Genomic DNA, 15,915 nt, shown 5'->3' on the forward strand with positions numbered 1-15,915 from the left:
GCTGTGACTGTTAACTTGATCACTCCGATCGCTATGGACGAAGGTCTTCGTTTTGCGATCCGTGAAGGTGGACGTACGGTTGGCGCCGGCGTCGTCAGTTCGATTATTGAATAAAATAACTGTGGGGGCAGTTAATCCTGCCCCTATTTTTTATGCTCAAAGGAAAAATCGATGAGAGATATCATTACCCTTGCCTGTACGGAGTGCAAGCAGAGAAATTATACTACTACCAAGAACAAGAAACTTACTCCGGGCAAGCTAGAGTTTAGCAAATATTGTCGCTTTTGCCGTAAACACACTCCTCATAAGGAAACCAAATAATTCTGCAATTGTTGCGACATGCAGGTCAGTAGCTCTAACGGCTAGAGCGCCGGTCTCCAAAACCGGATGTTGTGGGTTCGAATCCCTCCTGGCCTGCCATTTTCAATCATTGTTGCAGTTTTTAAATTCGATTTCGCCTAACGTGCAGGGAGAGTTACGTGCAAAGTGTAAAGATATTTTTCGAATCTGTTAAGATCGAGCTTGGCAAAGTTACTTGGCCTACTCGCAAGGAAACTATCGCAACGTCTACTGTTGTTGTCGCTATTGTCTTGCTTATTTCCCTCTATCTTGGGGCCTGCGATGTCATTTTGGCTAAACTTATGCGGTTGATACTGGGATAAAGGAATAATTATGTCCAAAAAGTGGTACGGTGTTCACACTTATTCCGGCTTCGAAAATAAAGTCAGGCTTAACCTGCTCGAACGCATCAAGAATGAGGGTGTTGAGGAAAGCTTCGAAGAAATCCTTATTCCATCTGAAACTGTAGTAGAACTAAAAAAAGGCGAAAAAAAAACATCGTCGCGTAAGTTTTTTCCTGGATATATACTCATTAAGATGGAGCTGACTGATGAAAGTTGGCATATTGTCAAGGAAACGTCAAAAGTCACGGGATTTGTTGGAGGAAATGCACCCTTTCCTATTCCAGATGATGAAGTAAATAAAATAACTCGGCGCATGGAAGAGGGCGCAGAAAAACCTCGCCCCAAAGTTCAATTTGAAGTAGGGGAAACTGTTCGTGTCATTGATGGTCCATTTCTTAATTTTGCTGGTATTGTTGAAGACGTTAAACCGGATAAAGGTAAGTTGCGCGTCACAGTTACAATTTTTGGTCGTGCCACCCCAGTTGAACTTGAATTTATGCAGGTTGAAAAAAACTGAAATTTTAATTCGAAGTTAGTATTAGGACTCTAAGGAGCACAAAATGGCAAAGAAGATTACAGGCTACATCAAGTTGCAAGTACCTGCTGGCAAGGCAAACCCATCACCGCCAATCGGTCCTGCTCTTGGTCAGCATGGTGTAAATATAATGGAATTTTGCAAAGCGTTCAATGCACGAACTCAGGCTGATGATGGTACTATTACTCCTGTAGTTATAACGGTATACGCTGACCGCTCTTTTACATTTGTCACTAAAACTCCTCCAGTGCCTGTCCTAATAAAGAAAACTTTAGGACTTGCAAGCGGTTCGGCAATACCCAACAAAACAAAAGTCGGTAAACTTACTAAGGCTCAGGTTGAAGAAATAGCAAAAAAGAAAATGCCGGATCTTAATGCTGCATCAATTGAAGCTGCTATGAGAACAGTAGAAGGTACTGCCCGCTCTATGGGTGTTGAAATCGTATAAATTTATTATTTAGGATACAAGAGAGGTTGCATCATGTCGAAGATCGGAAAAAAACTAACAGCGGCAGCTGAAAAGATCGACAGAACCAAGGTCTATCCCATCTCTACAGCCCTTGATGTTGTCAAACAAATGGCTTATGCCAAGTTTGATGAAACTGTTGATGTCGCCGTGCGTCTTGGGGTTGATCCTCGACACGCTGACCAAATGGTGCGCGGGGCCGTTGTCCTCCCAAATGGACTTGGCAAAGAAGTACGTGTTCTGGTATTTGCCAAAGGGGAGAAAGAAAAAGAAGCACTGGATTCCGGTGCGGACTATGTAGGCGGTGATGACCTAGTCGCAAAAATTCAGGATGGATGGTTTGAATTCGATACCGCCATTGCGACTCCAGATATGATGGGCGTAGTCGGCAAAATCGGTAAGCTACTTGGACCACGTGGCCTAATGCCTAATCCTAAAGTTGGTACAGTAACATTTGAAGTTGGTCGTGCAGTAAAAGAATCAAAAGCAGGCAAAGTAGAATTTCGAGTTGAAAAAGCTGGTATCGTCCATGCTCCTGTCGGCAAAGTTTCCTTTGACGCTGACCTTTTGAAAGGAAATGTTCTTGCTTTGGTTGAAGCCCTGGTTAAGGCGAAGCCTTCTGCAGCAAAAGGTATATACTTGAAAAAAGTTACAATTTCATCAACTATGGGCCCTGGCATCAATTTAGACGTCACAGATCTGACATCACAATTATAATTTCGCAATATAGCCAAAGTCAAAGACAGCAGGTGGTTAGCTTAATCTGATTTATCAGGCCTGCCGAGACTAGGATACGACGGATCGCTCGTGCTTCCCGACTTTGGCGGGGTCATCCCCAAAAACCAAAAGAAAGGAGGAAATCGCTTGAACAAACAAAGCAAGCAGGAATTAGTAGTTCAGATGCACGATAGGCTGACACGGGCAAAAGCAGTGTTTTTAGCAGATTTTCGCGGTATGAGTGTTGGCCAGGCCACCAATCTGCGAAATGAACTTCGTTCCGCATCTGTAGAATACAAGGTATTTAAAAATACTTTGTTAGATCTCGCAGCTGAAGGTACGGACGTAGAATGCATTAGGCCACATCTCGCTGGGCCAACCGCAATTGCAATTTCGTATGACGATCCGGTCAGCGCTGCAAAAGTTCTAAATAAGTTTGCCAAAGATCCAACCGGCAAATTTGTTTTGAAGGCGGGGGTTTTGTCTGGTAAATTACTAGATTTAAAGCAGATACAGGCATTGGCAGATCTGCCCTCGCGTGAAGTTCTTATTGGCAAAATGCTTGGTTCAATGCAAGCGCCTGCAACCAATTTTGTTGGTGTACTTGCTGCGCTACCGGGTTCACTTGTTCGTGTTCTGGATGCTATTCGTGTCCAAAAAACGACCCATTAATAATGATAGCTTAAACAAATATTCTTTTGGAGGAATCTAAAATGGCAGAAATCACCAAACAAGATGTAGTTGGCTTTATTGAAAAAATGACCGTTCTCGAGCTTGCTGAATTGGTAAAGGAATTGGAAGAAAAGTTCGGTGTATCTGCTGCTGCTCCGGTTGCAGTAGCAGCAGCAGGGCCCGCAGCTGCTGCTGAGCCTGCTGAGGAAAAGACTGAATTTGATGTTATTCTTAAATCTGCAGGTGCCAATAAAATTAATGTTATCAAAGTAGTTAGGGTTTTGACTAGCCTCGGTTTGAAAGAAGCAAAGGATCTAGTTGACGGTGCGCCTGGTGCAGTGAAAACTGGTGTTTCCAAGCAAGAAGCTGATGATGCACAAAAACAGCTGGTTGAGGCTGGCGCAGAAGTAGAAGTCAAATAGTAATTGCTGCTGCAGAGAAGTAGAAAGCCAAGGTCGCCTGGTGCGGCCTTGGCTTGTCCTGTTTGATCCGCTCTCTCGTCCCATTATAAGTCTGTAATTTCAACCGGTTAGCCTTTCTCGGCCGGAGGTCGTTACGATACTCGCCAAAGGAGAAGCTATGGCTTATTCGATCGCCAATAACCACCTGTTGCGTAAAAACTTTGCTAAGATAAAGAATATCATAGATATTCCCAACTTGATCGATATTCAGAAAAATTCCTACCGGCGTTTTCTTCAACAGGAAGGTTCAGTGGAATCACGCAAGAATACCGGTCTTGAAGCGGTGTTCAGAAGTGTATTTCCAATAAAGGACTTCAGTGAAAGCGCTTCTTTAGAATATGTATCCTATTCACTCAGCAAGCCTAAGTATGATGTCGAGGAATGTCATCAGCGCGGTATGACCTTTGCTGCACCGATGAAAGTCAAAGTGCGTCTCGTCATCTGGGATTCGGGCAAAGATACTGGCGTTAGAGCCATCAAGGATATAAAGGAGCAGGAAGTTTATTTTGGCGAAATTCCGCTTATGACCGATAATGGAACGTTTATTATAAATGGTACTGAGAGGGTTATTGTTAGCCAATTGCACCGATCGCCGGGTGTCTTTTATGACCACGATAAAGGAAAAACACATTCGAGTGGAAAGGTCCTATATTCAGCCAGAGTGATTCCATATCGCGGATCATGGCTTGATTTTGAATTTGATCATAAAGACATTCTTTATGTTCGTATAGATAGACGCCGTAAAATGCCTGCAACAGTTCTGCTGAAAGCTTTAGGATATTCAGCAGAGGCACTTTTGAATTATTACTACAAAAGTGAAGAAATATATATTCGAGGGGAATCTCTTACAAAGAGTGTTGACCCTGAATTATTAACGCTTCAGAAGACACCAGTTGATGTTATTGCTCCCAAGACAGGAGAAGTGATAGTTAAGGCTAATCGTAAATATACAAAAGCCTCTATTAAAAAGATGTCTGAACATGAAATTAATACCGTGCCGGTTACAGTTGAGGGAGTTATTGGCAGATATGCATCTACTGACGTAATTGATCCTGCGACAGGTGAAGTATTACTGGAATGTAGTGATGAAGTAACAGCTGACAAATTTGAAGAAATAAGATCTCGTGGTGTGGTATCTTTTAAGGTTCTTTTTATAGATAATCTGCATGTAACTTCCTCATTTCGTGATACTTTGTTAATTGATAAGATTAATACAAGCGATGAGGCATTAATTGAGATTTATCGCCGGCTTCGTCCTGGTGACCCTCCAACTCTTAAAAGCTCTCAGGCACTTTTTGAAAATTTGTTCTTTAACCCTGAGCGGTATGATCTTTCAGCAGTTGGCCGCTTGAAGCTTAATTTTAAGTTGGGTCTTAAAGTATGGCCTGATTGCACTGTACTTAATGCACCTCGTATGTTCAGTGTTGATGGCATCACCAGCTTTGAAGAGCTTGTTAAACGCTTAATAGACAAAAACAATCAATTCTCTCAGTATCTGATGATAAAGCTTTCCGGTGAATTAACGAAGGCAATTATTAAGCAAGATCTAGCTCTGCCCGTTTCAGAAAAACTTAAAGAACAGCTGGTGCGTGAATTTAATGAGTTGGTAAAGGACCCTGATTTTTTTCAAAAGGATCTTTTTGCTAATTTCAAACTTAGTGAATCAACCATAAAATTAACAGAGCTTATCGAACAAGGTGCTTTTGAAGAAAATAGAAAGATAATCGAGATACTACGCCGTAATAGACTGGTTTTTGAGGATCTCTATGAACCAGTGATCCGTCGAAGTTATAAGAATGATATTCTTGAGATCGTACGTTATCTAATTGAGCTGAAAAACGGCCGGGGTACTATCGATGATATCGATCATCTTGGCAATCGAAGGGTGCGAGCTGTTGGTGAATTACTTGAAAACCAATATCGGATTGGTCTCGTGCGCATGGAGAGGGCAATAAAGGAGCGTATGAGCTTGCAGGAGGTTGAAAACCTCATGCCTCATGATCTGATAAACTCAAAACCTGTTTCAGCCGTAGTCAAAGAGTTCTTTGGGTCTTCACAGCTATCACAGTTCATGGATCAAACTAATCCTCTTTCTGAAGTCACTCACAAGCGTCGTCTTTCGGCGCTAGGACCGGGCGGTTTGACCCGTGAGCGCGCCGGTTTTGAAGTCCGTGACGTTCATCCAACCCATTATGGTCGTGTGTGCCCTATTGAGACACCGGAAGGACCTAATATCGGTCTAATTGCTTCCTTGTCCACCTATGCCCGCATTAATGATCATGGCTTCGTCGAGACACCCTATAGAATCGTTCTTGATGGTAAGCTAACAAACGAGGTTCGTTTTTTCTCAGCCCTTGAGGAAGAGGGACATGCCATTGCTCAGGCTAATGCCGAAGTCGACAAAGATGGCCGATTTGTGAATGATTATGTTTCCGCCCGTAAAAGCGGTGAATTTATTCTGGTTCATCGTGATGAAATTGAGTTGATGGATGTTGCGCCCAAACAGTTAGTTTCCGTCGCAGCCGCATTAATACCTTTTCTGGAAAATGACGATGCTAATCGTGCGCTAATGGGATCGAATATGCAACGTCAAGCAGTTCCTTTGTTGCGTGCGGATTCTCCACTGGTAGGTACTGCCATGGAACGTATTGTTGCAAAAGATTCTGGCGTTTCTGTTATTGCCCGTCACAATGGAGTAGTTGAATCAGTCGATGCTTCTCGTATTGTCGTTAAAATTGATGAAGGGGAACACGATGAAACTGGTACGGGTGTAGATATTTATAACCTTATTAAATACGCTCGTTCCAACCAGAATACATGCATTAACAACAAGCCTGTAGTTAAGGTTGGTGATGCTGTAAAACGTGCCGATGTAATTGCTGACGGTCCTTCCACTGAAATGGGAGAGCTAGCACTAGGTCAGAATATCGTTGTTGCCTTTATGCCTTGGGGTGGATACAACTTTGAGGACTCCATTCTAGTCTCCGAAAAGCTTGTTAAGGATGATCGTTACACCTCTATTCATATTGAGGAATTTGAATGTGTTGCACGCGATACTAAGCTTGGTAAAGAAGAAATAACATCTGATATTCCTAACCTGGGTGAAGAAACTCTGAAAGATCTGGATGAATCCGGGATCATACGAATTGGTGCCGAAGTTAAACCGGGGGATATTCTTGTCGGTAAAATCACCCCTAAAGGGGAGACACAGCTTTCACCTGAGGAAAAGCTGCTACGTGCAATTTTTGGCGAAAAGGCCGGAGATGTGCGCGATACATCACTGACGGTTCCTCCTGGGGTTGAGGGTACTGTTATCAGTGCTAAAATTTTCTCTCGGAAAGGCGCTGATAAGGATTCCCGTACTGAATTGATTGAGAAGGCGGAAGAAGAAAAACTTCGTAAAGATGAACAGGATGAAATACGTATCATTCGTGATTCAGCAGTCGGTAAATTGAAGCGACTTCTTATTGGTAAAACCCTTGCTGTCAAACTGGAAGATGCTGATGGAATTATATTGTCCCCCAAAGGCAAGGTAATTACCGAAGAGATCCTTGATGATCTGCCTGTCAACCGCTGGAGCAGTATCTCCGTTAGTGACGATGATGAAACAGATACCAAGGTCAGCCATGTCTTGGATACATTAAATCGTCAGGTTGATCTGATTCATAGCGTCTTTGAGGATAAAATCCAGAAGTTGCGTCGAGGGGATGATCTTCCTCCCGGTGTTATCAAGATGGTTAAAGTTTACATTGCCATTAAAAGGAAATTGCAAGTCGGCGATAAGATGGCTGGTCGCCACGGCAATAAAGGTGTGGTATCGCGTATTCTACCCGAAGAGGATATGCCTTATATGGATGATGGGCGACCGGTTGAGATTGTTCTCAACCCTCTGGGCGTACCTTCTCGTATGAACGTTGGTCAGATCCTGGAAACACATTTAGGATGGGCTGCCAAGGGAATTGGCTGGCGGATTGAAGAGATGCTTCAGAAACAGACATCTGAAGAAAACCTCAAAAAATATCTTAAAGATGTATATGAGGATAAAGAAACCTGGGATTTTATTGATGGGCTTGATCGCGAAGAACTGATGAAGGTGTGTCGCCGTTTGCAGCGTGGAGTGCCAATGGCTTCGCCTGTTTTCGAAGGTGCTTCTGAAGATAAAATAAAAGGCATGCTGGGCAAGGCTGGTTTTCATTCTTCTGGCCAAGTAACACTTTTTGATGGCCGTAGTGGTGATGCCTTCAAGCACAAGGTTACAGTTGGAGTAATGTATGTTCTTAAACTTCATCACTTGGTTGACGACAAAATCCATGCACGCTCCATTGGACCCTACAGTCTTGTAACTCAGCAACCGCTCGGCGGAAAGGCGCAGTTCGGGGGCCAGAGACTTGGCGAGATGGAGGTATGGGCGATGGAGGCTTATGGTGCTGCATATGCCTTGCAGGAATTCCTCACTGTTAAATCCGATGATGTTTCTGGACGGACCAGGATGTATGAGGCGATTGTCAAAGGTAAACATACTCTTGAACCTGGTTTGCCAGAATCATTCAACGTTTTAATTAAGGAATTGCAGTCGTTGTGCCTTGATATTGAATTACTTGAAGGTGACGAGGAATAAGAACCAGGGGTGCAGGGTTAACTTGCATCCCTGTTATCCCTGTTAAACCACAGACCTACACGGAAAATGTTTTTGTTTGATGTGTAGCTTCAGATAACGGAGGAAGCATCGTGGAAGACTACTTTAGTTTTTTTGATAAACCAAAAGATCCACTCCATTTTTCATCAATTCGCATTTCTGTATCTTCGCCGGACAAAATCCGGGAGCGCTCTCACGGTGAAGTTAAAAAACCAGAAACAATAAACTACCGCACATTTAAACCAGAACGTGACGGCTTGTTTTGCGCTAAGATCTTTGGGCCCACCAAGGACTATGAATGCAATTGCGGTAAGTACAAGAGAATGAAACATCGTGGCATCATCTGTGAGAAATGCGGTGTTGAAGTTATTCCTTCCAAAGTGAGGCGCGAAAGATTAGGTCATATTGATCTGGCCACGCCTGTTGCACATATTTGGTTTCTTAAGTCTCTTCCTTCGCGCATTGGCAATCTGTTAGACATCACGCTTAAAGACCTTGAAAAAGTTCTATACTTCGAGGCTTTTGTAATCAGTAATCCTAAAGATACTCCTCTGCAGTTTTGTGAAGTTATGTCAGAGGAAAAATATATTAAAGCACAACAGGAGTATGGTTCTGAGGCATTCGAAGGTGGCATGGGAGCAGAGGCTATCAGAGAATGCCTGAAAGCTATTGATCTTGATGAACTCTCTGGTCAGTTGCGGTCAGAGATGGTGGAATCAACCAGCGAGGCTAAACGTAAAAAAACTGCAAAACGATTAAAGGTAATGGAGGCTTTTAAGGCTTCTGGGAATAAACCTGAGTGGATGATACTGGAATGTATTCCCGTACTGCCACCTGAATTACGCCCGCTGGTTCCGCTGGATGGTGGACGCTTTGCAACATCAGACCTTAATGACTTGTATCGCCGTGTCATTAATCGTAATAACCGCTTAAAGCGACTTGTTGAACTTCAGGCTCCTGAAGTAATTATCCGTAATGAAAAACGAATGCTTCAAGAAGCAGTAGATGCTTTGTTTGACAACGGAAGACGAGGGCGCGCAATTGCTGGACCCAATAAGCGTCCTCTCAAATCTCTTTCCGATATGCTTAAAGGCAAGTCTGGTCGTTTTCGTCAGAACTTGCTGGGAAAACGTGTCGATTACTCCGGACGTTCTGTTATTGTTGTCGGGCCTGAGCTCAAATTGCATCAATGCGGATTACCTAAAAAAATGGCTCTTGAGCTCTTTAAGCCTTTCATTTACAACAAGCTTGAAGAGCGCGGTCTTGTTACTACCATAAAAAGTGCGAAAAAGATGGTAGAGAAGGAACGACCCGAAGTATGGGATGTTCTTGAAGAAGTTATCAAAGAACATCCAGTCATGCTCAACCGCGCTCCGACTCTACACCGTCTGGGTATTCAGGCATTTGAACCGGTTCTTATTGAAGGTAAGGCTATTCAACTCCATCCTTTGGTTTGTACTGCCTTTAATGCTGACTTCGATGGTGACCAGATGGCTGTGCATCTGCCACTCTCCATTGAGAGTCAGGTTGAAGCTCGAGTACTTATGATGTCAACTAATAATATTCTCTCTCCGGCGCATGGTAAGCCTATCATTGTTCCATCCCAGGATATGGTTTTGGGTGCTTATTATATGACTCGAGACCGGCTCTATGAGCCTTTCTTTGACGAGGCTACCGGCAAGGAAGCTTTTAATATTGAAAGTGGAAAGCCCGAATATCGTAAGGTTAAAGGAACAGGTAAAGTTTTCTCTGGTCCAGACGAGGTTCGTATCGCTTTTGATGCTGGTGAAGTCGATATGCAGGCCACCATAAAAGTGCGCATGAAAAATATGATTGCTGATGAAAAACCGCAACTTATTGATACTACTGTAGGCCGGATTATTCTCCGCGAAATATTGCCTGACTCTGTGCCTTTTAGCGCTGTAAATCGGGTGATGAATAAAAAGGAGCTTTCCAATCTTGTTGATACTTGCTATCGCATGGCTGACAACAAGGAAACCGTTATTTTAGCAGATAAATTGAAAGATATAGGTTTCCGGTACGCCAACTTAGCTGGTATTTCAATCTGCCTTGATGACATGGTTATTCCCGAAGGGAAAACCGCTATTATCACTAAGGCTGAAGATGAAGTTAAGGAGATTCAGAATCAATACACTGAGGGTCTTATTACCGACGGTGAGAGATATAATAAAGTAATCGATATTTGGGCTAAGGCGACTGAAGATATTGCTAAAGAAATGCTAGATAATCTTTCGAAAGAAACTTTTTTTGTTAAAGAAGTTGGAATTTTGCAAGAATCCTCTTTTAATGCCATTCACATGATGGCCGATTCCGGTGCTAGAGGATCAGCACAGCAAATCCGACAGCTGGCTGGTATGCGTGGTCTTATGGCTAAGCCTTCTGGCGAGATTATTGAAACGCCGATTACTGCCAATTTCCGTGAAGGTTTGACCGTTTTGCAGTACTTTATTTCCACACATGGTGCACGTAAGGGTCTTGCTGATACTGCGCTCAAAACGGCTAATTCAGGTTATCTGACACGACGTCTTGTTGATGTTGCTCAAGATGCAATTATTACTGAAACAGATTGTGGAACCCTGGATGGATTGGTTGTCTCTTCGCTTACTGAGGGTGGAGAGATTATTGAACATATTGGTGACCGTATCTTGGGGCGTGTTGCCCTAGATGATATACTGGATCCTATTACAGGTGATGTCCTTGTAGCTGCCAACGAGGATATTGATGAAGCATTGGTAAAGCGTATTGAGGATGCTGGACTTGAAAAAGTTAAAATCAGATCAGTCCTTACCTGTCAGAGTCGCCGAGGCATCTGTTCAAAGTGCTATGGACGTGATTTGGCTCGTGGGCACAGTGTTAATATGGGGGAGGCGGTAGGTGTAATTGCCGCACAATCAATAGGCGAGCCAGGAACACAATTGACCATGCGTACTTTCCATATTGGTGGTACAGCCTCACGGCACGCGGAGCAAACCTCTTTAGAAGCACGCACCGATGGTACTTTGAAGTTTATTAATTTAAATACAGTTGTTAATGCTGATGGGCATCATATTGTCATGAACCGGAATGGGGAAATAGCAGTTATTGATGAGACCGGTCGTGAGCGTGAAAAATATGTGGTTGTCTATGGCGCAAAGATTAAAGTTTCAGAAGGCGGTAAGGTAAGCCAAGGAGCAACTTTGGCTGAGTGGGACCCTTTCTCCATGCCCATTCTCACAGAATTCGCCGGTAAGGTAAAATTCGGTGATATTCTTGAGGGTATTACGATGGAAGAGCAACTTGATGAAGTTACAGGCCTTTCTCGTAAAGTCATTATTGAATCAAAAGATTCTGATAAGCGACCTCGTATTGCTATCAAGGGAATTGGAGGAGATTCCTCTGAAACTGCTACCGGTACAATAGGACGCTATTTCTTGCCGGTTGGTGCCAATATATCTGTTCTTGATGAAGCAGTGATCAGTGCGGGCGATATAATTGCAAAAATTCCAAGAGAAACTACGAAAACTAAGGATATTACCGGTGGTCTGCCACGGGTTGCTGAGCTGTTTGAGGCTCGTAAACCTAAAGATTTTGCAGTCATTTCTGAAATAGACGGTCGAGTTTCCTTTGGTAAGGACGCCAAAGGAAAGCGTAAGGTCATTGTTACTCCTGAAGTTGGAGAGCCTAAAGAATATCTTATTCCTAAAGGCAAACACATAAGTGTACATGAAGGCGACCATGTCCGTGCAGGGGAACCGCTAATGGATGGTTCTTCAAATCCTCATGATATATTACGGGTACTGGGTGTGAAGGAATTGGCAAAATACCTAGTTGACGAAGTTCAGGAAGTCTACCGTCTCCAAGGCGTCAAAATCAATGATAAGCACATTGAAGTTATTGTTCGTCAAATGTTGCGCAGGGTGCGCATTAAAGACGTGGGAGATACTACTCTTCTTGTTGATGACCAGATAGAGAGATGGTTTTTTGAATCAGAAAATCAGAAAGTGTTAAGTGAGGGAAAGCGCCCTGCTATTGCGGAGCCTTTGCTTCTTGGAATAACAAAAGCATCACTTTCCACAGAATCTTTTATTTCGGCTGCCTCTTTCCAGGAAACGACCAAAGTCCTAACCCAAGCTGCAATTGAGGGTAAAATTGACCATCTGCGCGGTCTTAAGGAGAATGTGATTATGGGGCGACTGATTCCTGCAGGCACAGGCCTTGCGCGCTATCGTAATCTTCGCATGGTCGCGGAATCTGCCGATCAAGAAAAGTCTGAGCTTATTAGTGCCCCTGTCGAAGAGGTTCAAAAAGCAGCCTAGGTGTTAGTATTTTCTCTCTGGCGTGCCAATAAAAGTGCACGTCAGAGAGAAAAAATAAATAAAGATGTTGACACATCTGTTTAAATGCGGTATTAAGTGTGTCTCTTTTGAAGAGCGAGCGCCTGGTCATCGAAAAATGGCCTGACATTGAATGGAGATGCCGGTAGATTCCGGCCCTACACTTATTCCATTCCCCTTCTCGTTTATGTGTGTTCTACGCTAAACTGGCGCCGTTTTTAAGTCCTATAAAAAAATGTTTTTGGGTTAACAAGGAAAAGGTTGACTTTTTTACTTGTGTCTGTTACTTTTTGCGTTCGCTTTTTGGCGATGAAGATATTCTAGTTGGGAGAAATAAATAATATGCCAACGATTAATCAGTTGATTCGTATGGGCAGGGAGAACAAAAAAGACAAGTCGACTGCGCCTGCTCTTAAATGTTGTCCTCAGAAGCGTGGAGTCTGTACGAGGGTTTATACCACTACGCCAAAGAAGCCAAACTCGGCTCTCCGTAAGGTGGCCAGGGTTAGGCTGACAAACGGAATAGAGGTTACCTCTTACATTCCGGGTGTTGGTCATAATCTTCAGGAGCACTCCGTTGTACTTATTCGTGGTGGTAGGGTTAAGGACCTTCCTGGGGTTCGGTATCACATTGTTCGTGGTACGCTGGACTCAGTAGGCGTGAAAGGTCGTATGAAAAGCCGCTCCAAGTATGGCGCTAAACGCCCTAAATAATTTAGTATCGTTCAGTTGAGGGGATAGATATGCCAAGAAGAAGAGAAGTTCCCAAGAGAAACATTCTGCCTGATCCGAAGTTCCATGACAAGACTGTTGCCAAGCTTATCAATATTATGATGCTAGGCGGCAAAAAAAGTATTGCTGAGTCAATTCTTTATGGTGCTCTGGATGTTGTTGCGCAGAAAGCCAATGATGAAGCGGTGAAGGTGTTGAAGAAGAGTCTTGATAATATCAAGCCGTCCCTTGAGGTTAAGTCTCGACGCGTTGGTGGCTCAACCTACCAGGTGCCTATTGAGGTGCGTCCTGATCGTCGTGTTTCATTGGCCATGCGTTGGCTTATCAAGTATTCGTCTGCACGCAGTGAGAAGACAATGAAGGATAAGATAGCAGGTGAAATTCTTGATGCGTTCAACAATCGTGGAGCTGCGGTCAAGAAGCGTGAAGATGTTCATAAGATGGCTGAGGCGAATCGTGCCTTCGCTCACTATCGCTGGTAATTAGTAGATACAGCTTCTGGAGGATTTGTGCCCCGCTTATCACCACTTGAAAAATACAGAAATATTGGGATTATGGCTCACATTGACGCTGGCAAGACCACGACGACTGAGCGTATCCTTTACTATACCGGTGTGTCCCATAAGATTGGTGAGGTACATGAAGGTACTGCAACCATGGACTGGATGGAGCAAGAGCAGGAGCGAGGGATTACCATTACTTCTGCTGCGACCACCTGTAGCTGGCGTGACTATAACATAAACATTATTGACACCCCTGGTCATGTTGACTTTACCATTGAGGTAGAGCGCTCTCTGCGGGTTCTTGATGGCGCTGTGGCTGTTTTTTGTTCCGTTGGTGGTGTTGAGCCGCAGTCAGAAACGGTTTGGCGTCAGGCTGATAAATATGGTGTTCCGCGCATTGCTTTTATTAATAAAATGGATCGAGTTGGAGCTGACTTCTTTCGCGGTGTCCAGATGATTAAGGATCGTTTGAAGGCTAATGCGATTCCTATTCAGTTGCCGGTTGGTAAAGAAGAAAATTTTAAGGGTGTTATTGACCTTGTTAGCATGAAGTCGATCATCTGGAATGATGAGTCTCTTGGTGCTACTTATAGTGAAGAAGAGATACCTGCCGAGTTGCTTGAAGAGGCCTTGGAATACCGCGAGAAGATGATCGAAGAAATTTCCAGTCATGACGACGCCCTCATGGAAAAATATTTAGGCGGCGAGATACTGACTGAAGATGAGATCATGGCGGCTATTCGTGCCTGCACCATCGCCATTAAAATCATTCCGGTTATTTGTGGTTCGTCGTTTAAAAACAAAGGAGTGCAGAACCTTCTTGATGCTGTTGTTGACTACATGCCTTCACCACTCGATATACCAGCCATTAAGGGTGTTGATGTGGACAGCGGTGCTGAAATTGAACGTATTGCATCAGATAGTGAGCCATTTTCTTCTCTTGGTTTTAAAATCATGACTGACCCGTTTGTTGGACAATTGACGTTTTTCCGGGTTTACTCTGGAGTGGCCACTGCAGGTTCTTATATTTACAATTCTACCAAAGGCAAAAAAGAACGTCTGGGTCGCATTCTCAAGATGCATGCGAACAAACGTGAAGAAATAAAAGAAGTATATGCCGGAGATATCGCAGCTGCCGTAGGTCTGAAATATACAACTACCGGTGACACGCTTTGTGATGAAAATAGCCAGGTGATTCTTGAGTCTATTGAGTTCCCCGAGCCGGTTATCTCAATTGCAATTGAACCTAAAACAAAAGCCGAACAGGAAAAACTTGGTTTTGGTCTTCAGAAACTCGCCAGCGAGGACCCTTCTTTTCGGGTAAAGACTGATGAGGAAACCGGACAGACCATTATATCAGGCATGGGTGAGCTCCATCTTGAAATTATTGTTGATCGTTTGAAACGTGAATTCAAGGTTGATGCAAACGTTGGCAAGCCTCAGGTAGCTTATCGTGAAACCATAACCAAGAAAGTTAAGGTTGAGGGTAAATTTGTTCGGCAGTCCGGAGGACGTGGTCAATATGGTCATGTTTGGCTGGAAGTTGAGCCACAGGAAGCTGGCAAGGGGTTCGAATTTGTAGATGCCATCAAGGGTGGTGTTGTTCCCCGTGAGTACATTCCCGCTGTTGGTAAAGGAATTCTTGAAGCAACGGACAATGGAGTGCTAGCGGGTTTCCCCGTTGTAGACGTCAAAGTAACTTTGATTGATGGCTCCTATCATGAAGTCGACTCTTCTGAAATGGCTTTCAAAATTGCTGGTTCCATGGGTTTCAAAGAGGGGTGTGGAAAAGCCGCTCCAATCATTCTTGAGCCGATTATGTCGGTCGAGGTGGTTGTTCCAGAAGAATACATGGGCGATGTGATTGGTGATCTTAACTCAAAACGCGGTCGTATTATGGGAATGGACAGCCGGGCAGGTGCGCAGGTGGTTTCTGCAATGGTGCCCTTGGCGTCAATGTTCGGATACTCCACTGACCTTCGTTCGGGCACACAAGGTCGTGCGACATACACAATGACGTTTGATCACTATGAGCCGGTGCCCAAGTCAGTGGCGGAAGAAATCGTTGCAAAAATAAAAGGTTAAGAATCTTTCGAACGAGGAGGGCCTGTAATCATGGCGAAAGCTAAATTTGAGCGTAACAAACCACATGTAAACATTGGCACGATTGGTCACG

Annotated in this window: 13 protein-coding genes and 1 tRNA gene; all 14 read left to right on the forward strand. The window is 43.8% G+C overall.

Annotated features, from left to right (window positions below; translation table 11 throughout):
* A partial coding sequence (locus tag KJB30_RS17435) for an EF-Tu C-terminal domain-related protein (protein WP_214301393.1) occupies positions 1-114 on the forward strand: 114 nt, incomplete at its 5' end.
* Between the two features lie 57 nt (positions 115-171).
* Positions 172-321, forward strand: a complete 150-nt coding sequence (gene rpmG / locus KJB30_RS17440; RefSeq protein WP_214301651.1) for a 50S ribosomal protein L33 — start codon at positions 172-174, stop codon at positions 319-321.
* 22 nt (positions 322-343) lie between these two features.
* Positions 344-420, forward strand: a tRNA-Trp gene (locus KJB30_RS17445).
* Between the two features lie 59 nt (positions 421-479).
* Complete coding sequence (gene secE, locus KJB30_RS17450) at positions 480-662, forward strand: preprotein translocase subunit SecE (RefSeq protein ID WP_214301652.1); 183 nt, start codon at positions 480-482, stop codon at positions 660-662.
* 10 nt (positions 663-672) lie between these two features.
* Positions 673-1,200 (forward strand): transcription termination/antitermination protein NusG, encoded by a 528-nt coding sequence (nusG, locus tag KJB30_RS17455; RefSeq protein ID WP_214301653.1) that lies wholly within the window; start codon positions 673-675, stop codon positions 1,198-1,200.
* A gap of 43 nt (positions 1,201-1,243) precedes the next feature.
* Complete coding sequence (rplK, locus tag KJB30_RS17460; RefSeq protein ID WP_214301654.1) at positions 1,244-1,666, forward strand: 50S ribosomal protein L11; 423 nt, start codon at positions 1,244-1,246, stop codon at positions 1,664-1,666.
* 33 nt (positions 1,667-1,699) lie between these two features.
* Positions 1,700-2,401: a 50S ribosomal protein L1 gene (gene rplA, locus KJB30_RS17465; protein WP_214301655.1), complete on the forward strand. Its 702-nt coding sequence runs from the start codon at positions 1,700-1,702 to the stop codon at positions 2,399-2,401.
* A 147-nt stretch (positions 2,402-2,548) separates the two neighbouring features.
* Complete coding sequence (rplJ, locus tag KJB30_RS17470) at positions 2,549-3,073, forward strand: 50S ribosomal protein L10 (RefSeq protein WP_214301656.1); 525 nt, start codon at positions 2,549-2,551, stop codon at positions 3,071-3,073.
* 41 nt (positions 3,074-3,114) lie between these two features.
* Positions 3,115-3,495, forward strand: a complete 381-nt coding sequence (rplL, locus tag KJB30_RS17475; protein WP_214301657.1) for a 50S ribosomal protein L7/L12 — start codon at positions 3,115-3,117, stop codon at positions 3,493-3,495.
* A gap of 157 nt (positions 3,496-3,652) precedes the next feature.
* Complete coding sequence (gene rpoB / locus KJB30_RS17480) at positions 3,653-8,152, forward strand: DNA-directed RNA polymerase subunit beta (RefSeq protein WP_214301658.1); 4,500 nt, start codon at positions 3,653-3,655, stop codon at positions 8,150-8,152.
* Positions 8,153-8,262: 110 nt separating this feature from the next.
* Positions 8,263-12,486 carry a DNA-directed RNA polymerase subunit beta' gene (gene rpoC / locus KJB30_RS17485; RefSeq protein WP_214301659.1) on the forward strand — a complete coding sequence of 1,408 codons (4,224 nt, stop codon included), beginning with the start codon at positions 8,263-8,265 and terminating at the stop codon, positions 12,484-12,486.
* A 360-nt stretch (positions 12,487-12,846) separates the two neighbouring features.
* Complete coding sequence (gene rpsL, locus KJB30_RS17490) at positions 12,847-13,218, forward strand: 30S ribosomal protein S12 (protein ID WP_214301660.1); 372 nt, start codon at positions 12,847-12,849, stop codon at positions 13,216-13,218.
* 29 nt (positions 13,219-13,247) lie between these two features.
* Positions 13,248-13,718, forward strand: a complete 471-nt coding sequence (gene rpsG / locus KJB30_RS17495; RefSeq protein ID WP_214301661.1) for a 30S ribosomal protein S7 — start codon at positions 13,248-13,250, stop codon at positions 13,716-13,718.
* A gap of 27 nt (positions 13,719-13,745) precedes the next feature.
* Complete coding sequence (fusA, locus tag KJB30_RS17500; protein WP_214301662.1) at positions 13,746-15,824, forward strand: elongation factor G; 2,079 nt, start codon at positions 13,746-13,748, stop codon at positions 15,822-15,824.
* The last annotated feature ends 91 nt before the right edge of the window (positions 15,825-15,915 follow it).

The sequence above is a fragment of the Pelotalea chapellei genome (assembly GCF_018531195.1).
GTDB classification, from domain to species: domain Bacteria; phylum Desulfobacterota; class Desulfuromonadia; order Geobacterales; family Pseudopelobacteraceae; genus Pelotalea; species Pelotalea chapellei.

What these genes read in the sequence shown, in the direction of transcription:
- rpmG (WP_214301651.1), top strand. Translation starts at nt 172, where the DNA reads ATGAGAGATATCATTACCCTTGCCTGTACGGAGTGCAAGCAGAGAAAT.
- rplK (WP_214301654.1), top strand. Translation starts at nt 1,244, where the DNA reads ATGGCAAAGAAGATTACAGGCTACATCAAGTTGCAAGTACCTGCTGGC.
- rplA (WP_214301655.1), top strand. Translation starts at nt 1,700, where the DNA reads ATGTCGAAGATCGGAAAAAAACTAACAGCGGCAGCTGAAAAGATCGAC.
- rpoB (WP_214301658.1), top strand. Translation starts at nt 3,653, where the DNA reads ATGGCTTATTCGATCGCCAATAACCACCTGTTGCGTAAAAACTTTGCT.
- nusG (WP_214301653.1), top strand. Translation starts at nt 673, where the DNA reads ATGTCCAAAAAGTGGTACGGTGTTCACACTTATTCCGGCTTCGAAAAT.
- rplL (WP_214301657.1), top strand. Translation starts at nt 3,115, where the DNA reads ATGGCAGAAATCACCAAACAAGATGTAGTTGGCTTTATTGAAAAAATG.
- rpsL (WP_214301660.1), top strand. Translation starts at nt 12,847, where the DNA reads ATGCCAACGATTAATCAGTTGATTCGTATGGGCAGGGAGAACAAAAAA.
- rpsG (WP_214301661.1), top strand. Translation starts at nt 13,248, where the DNA reads ATGCCAAGAAGAAGAGAAGTTCCCAAGAGAAACATTCTGCCTGATCCG.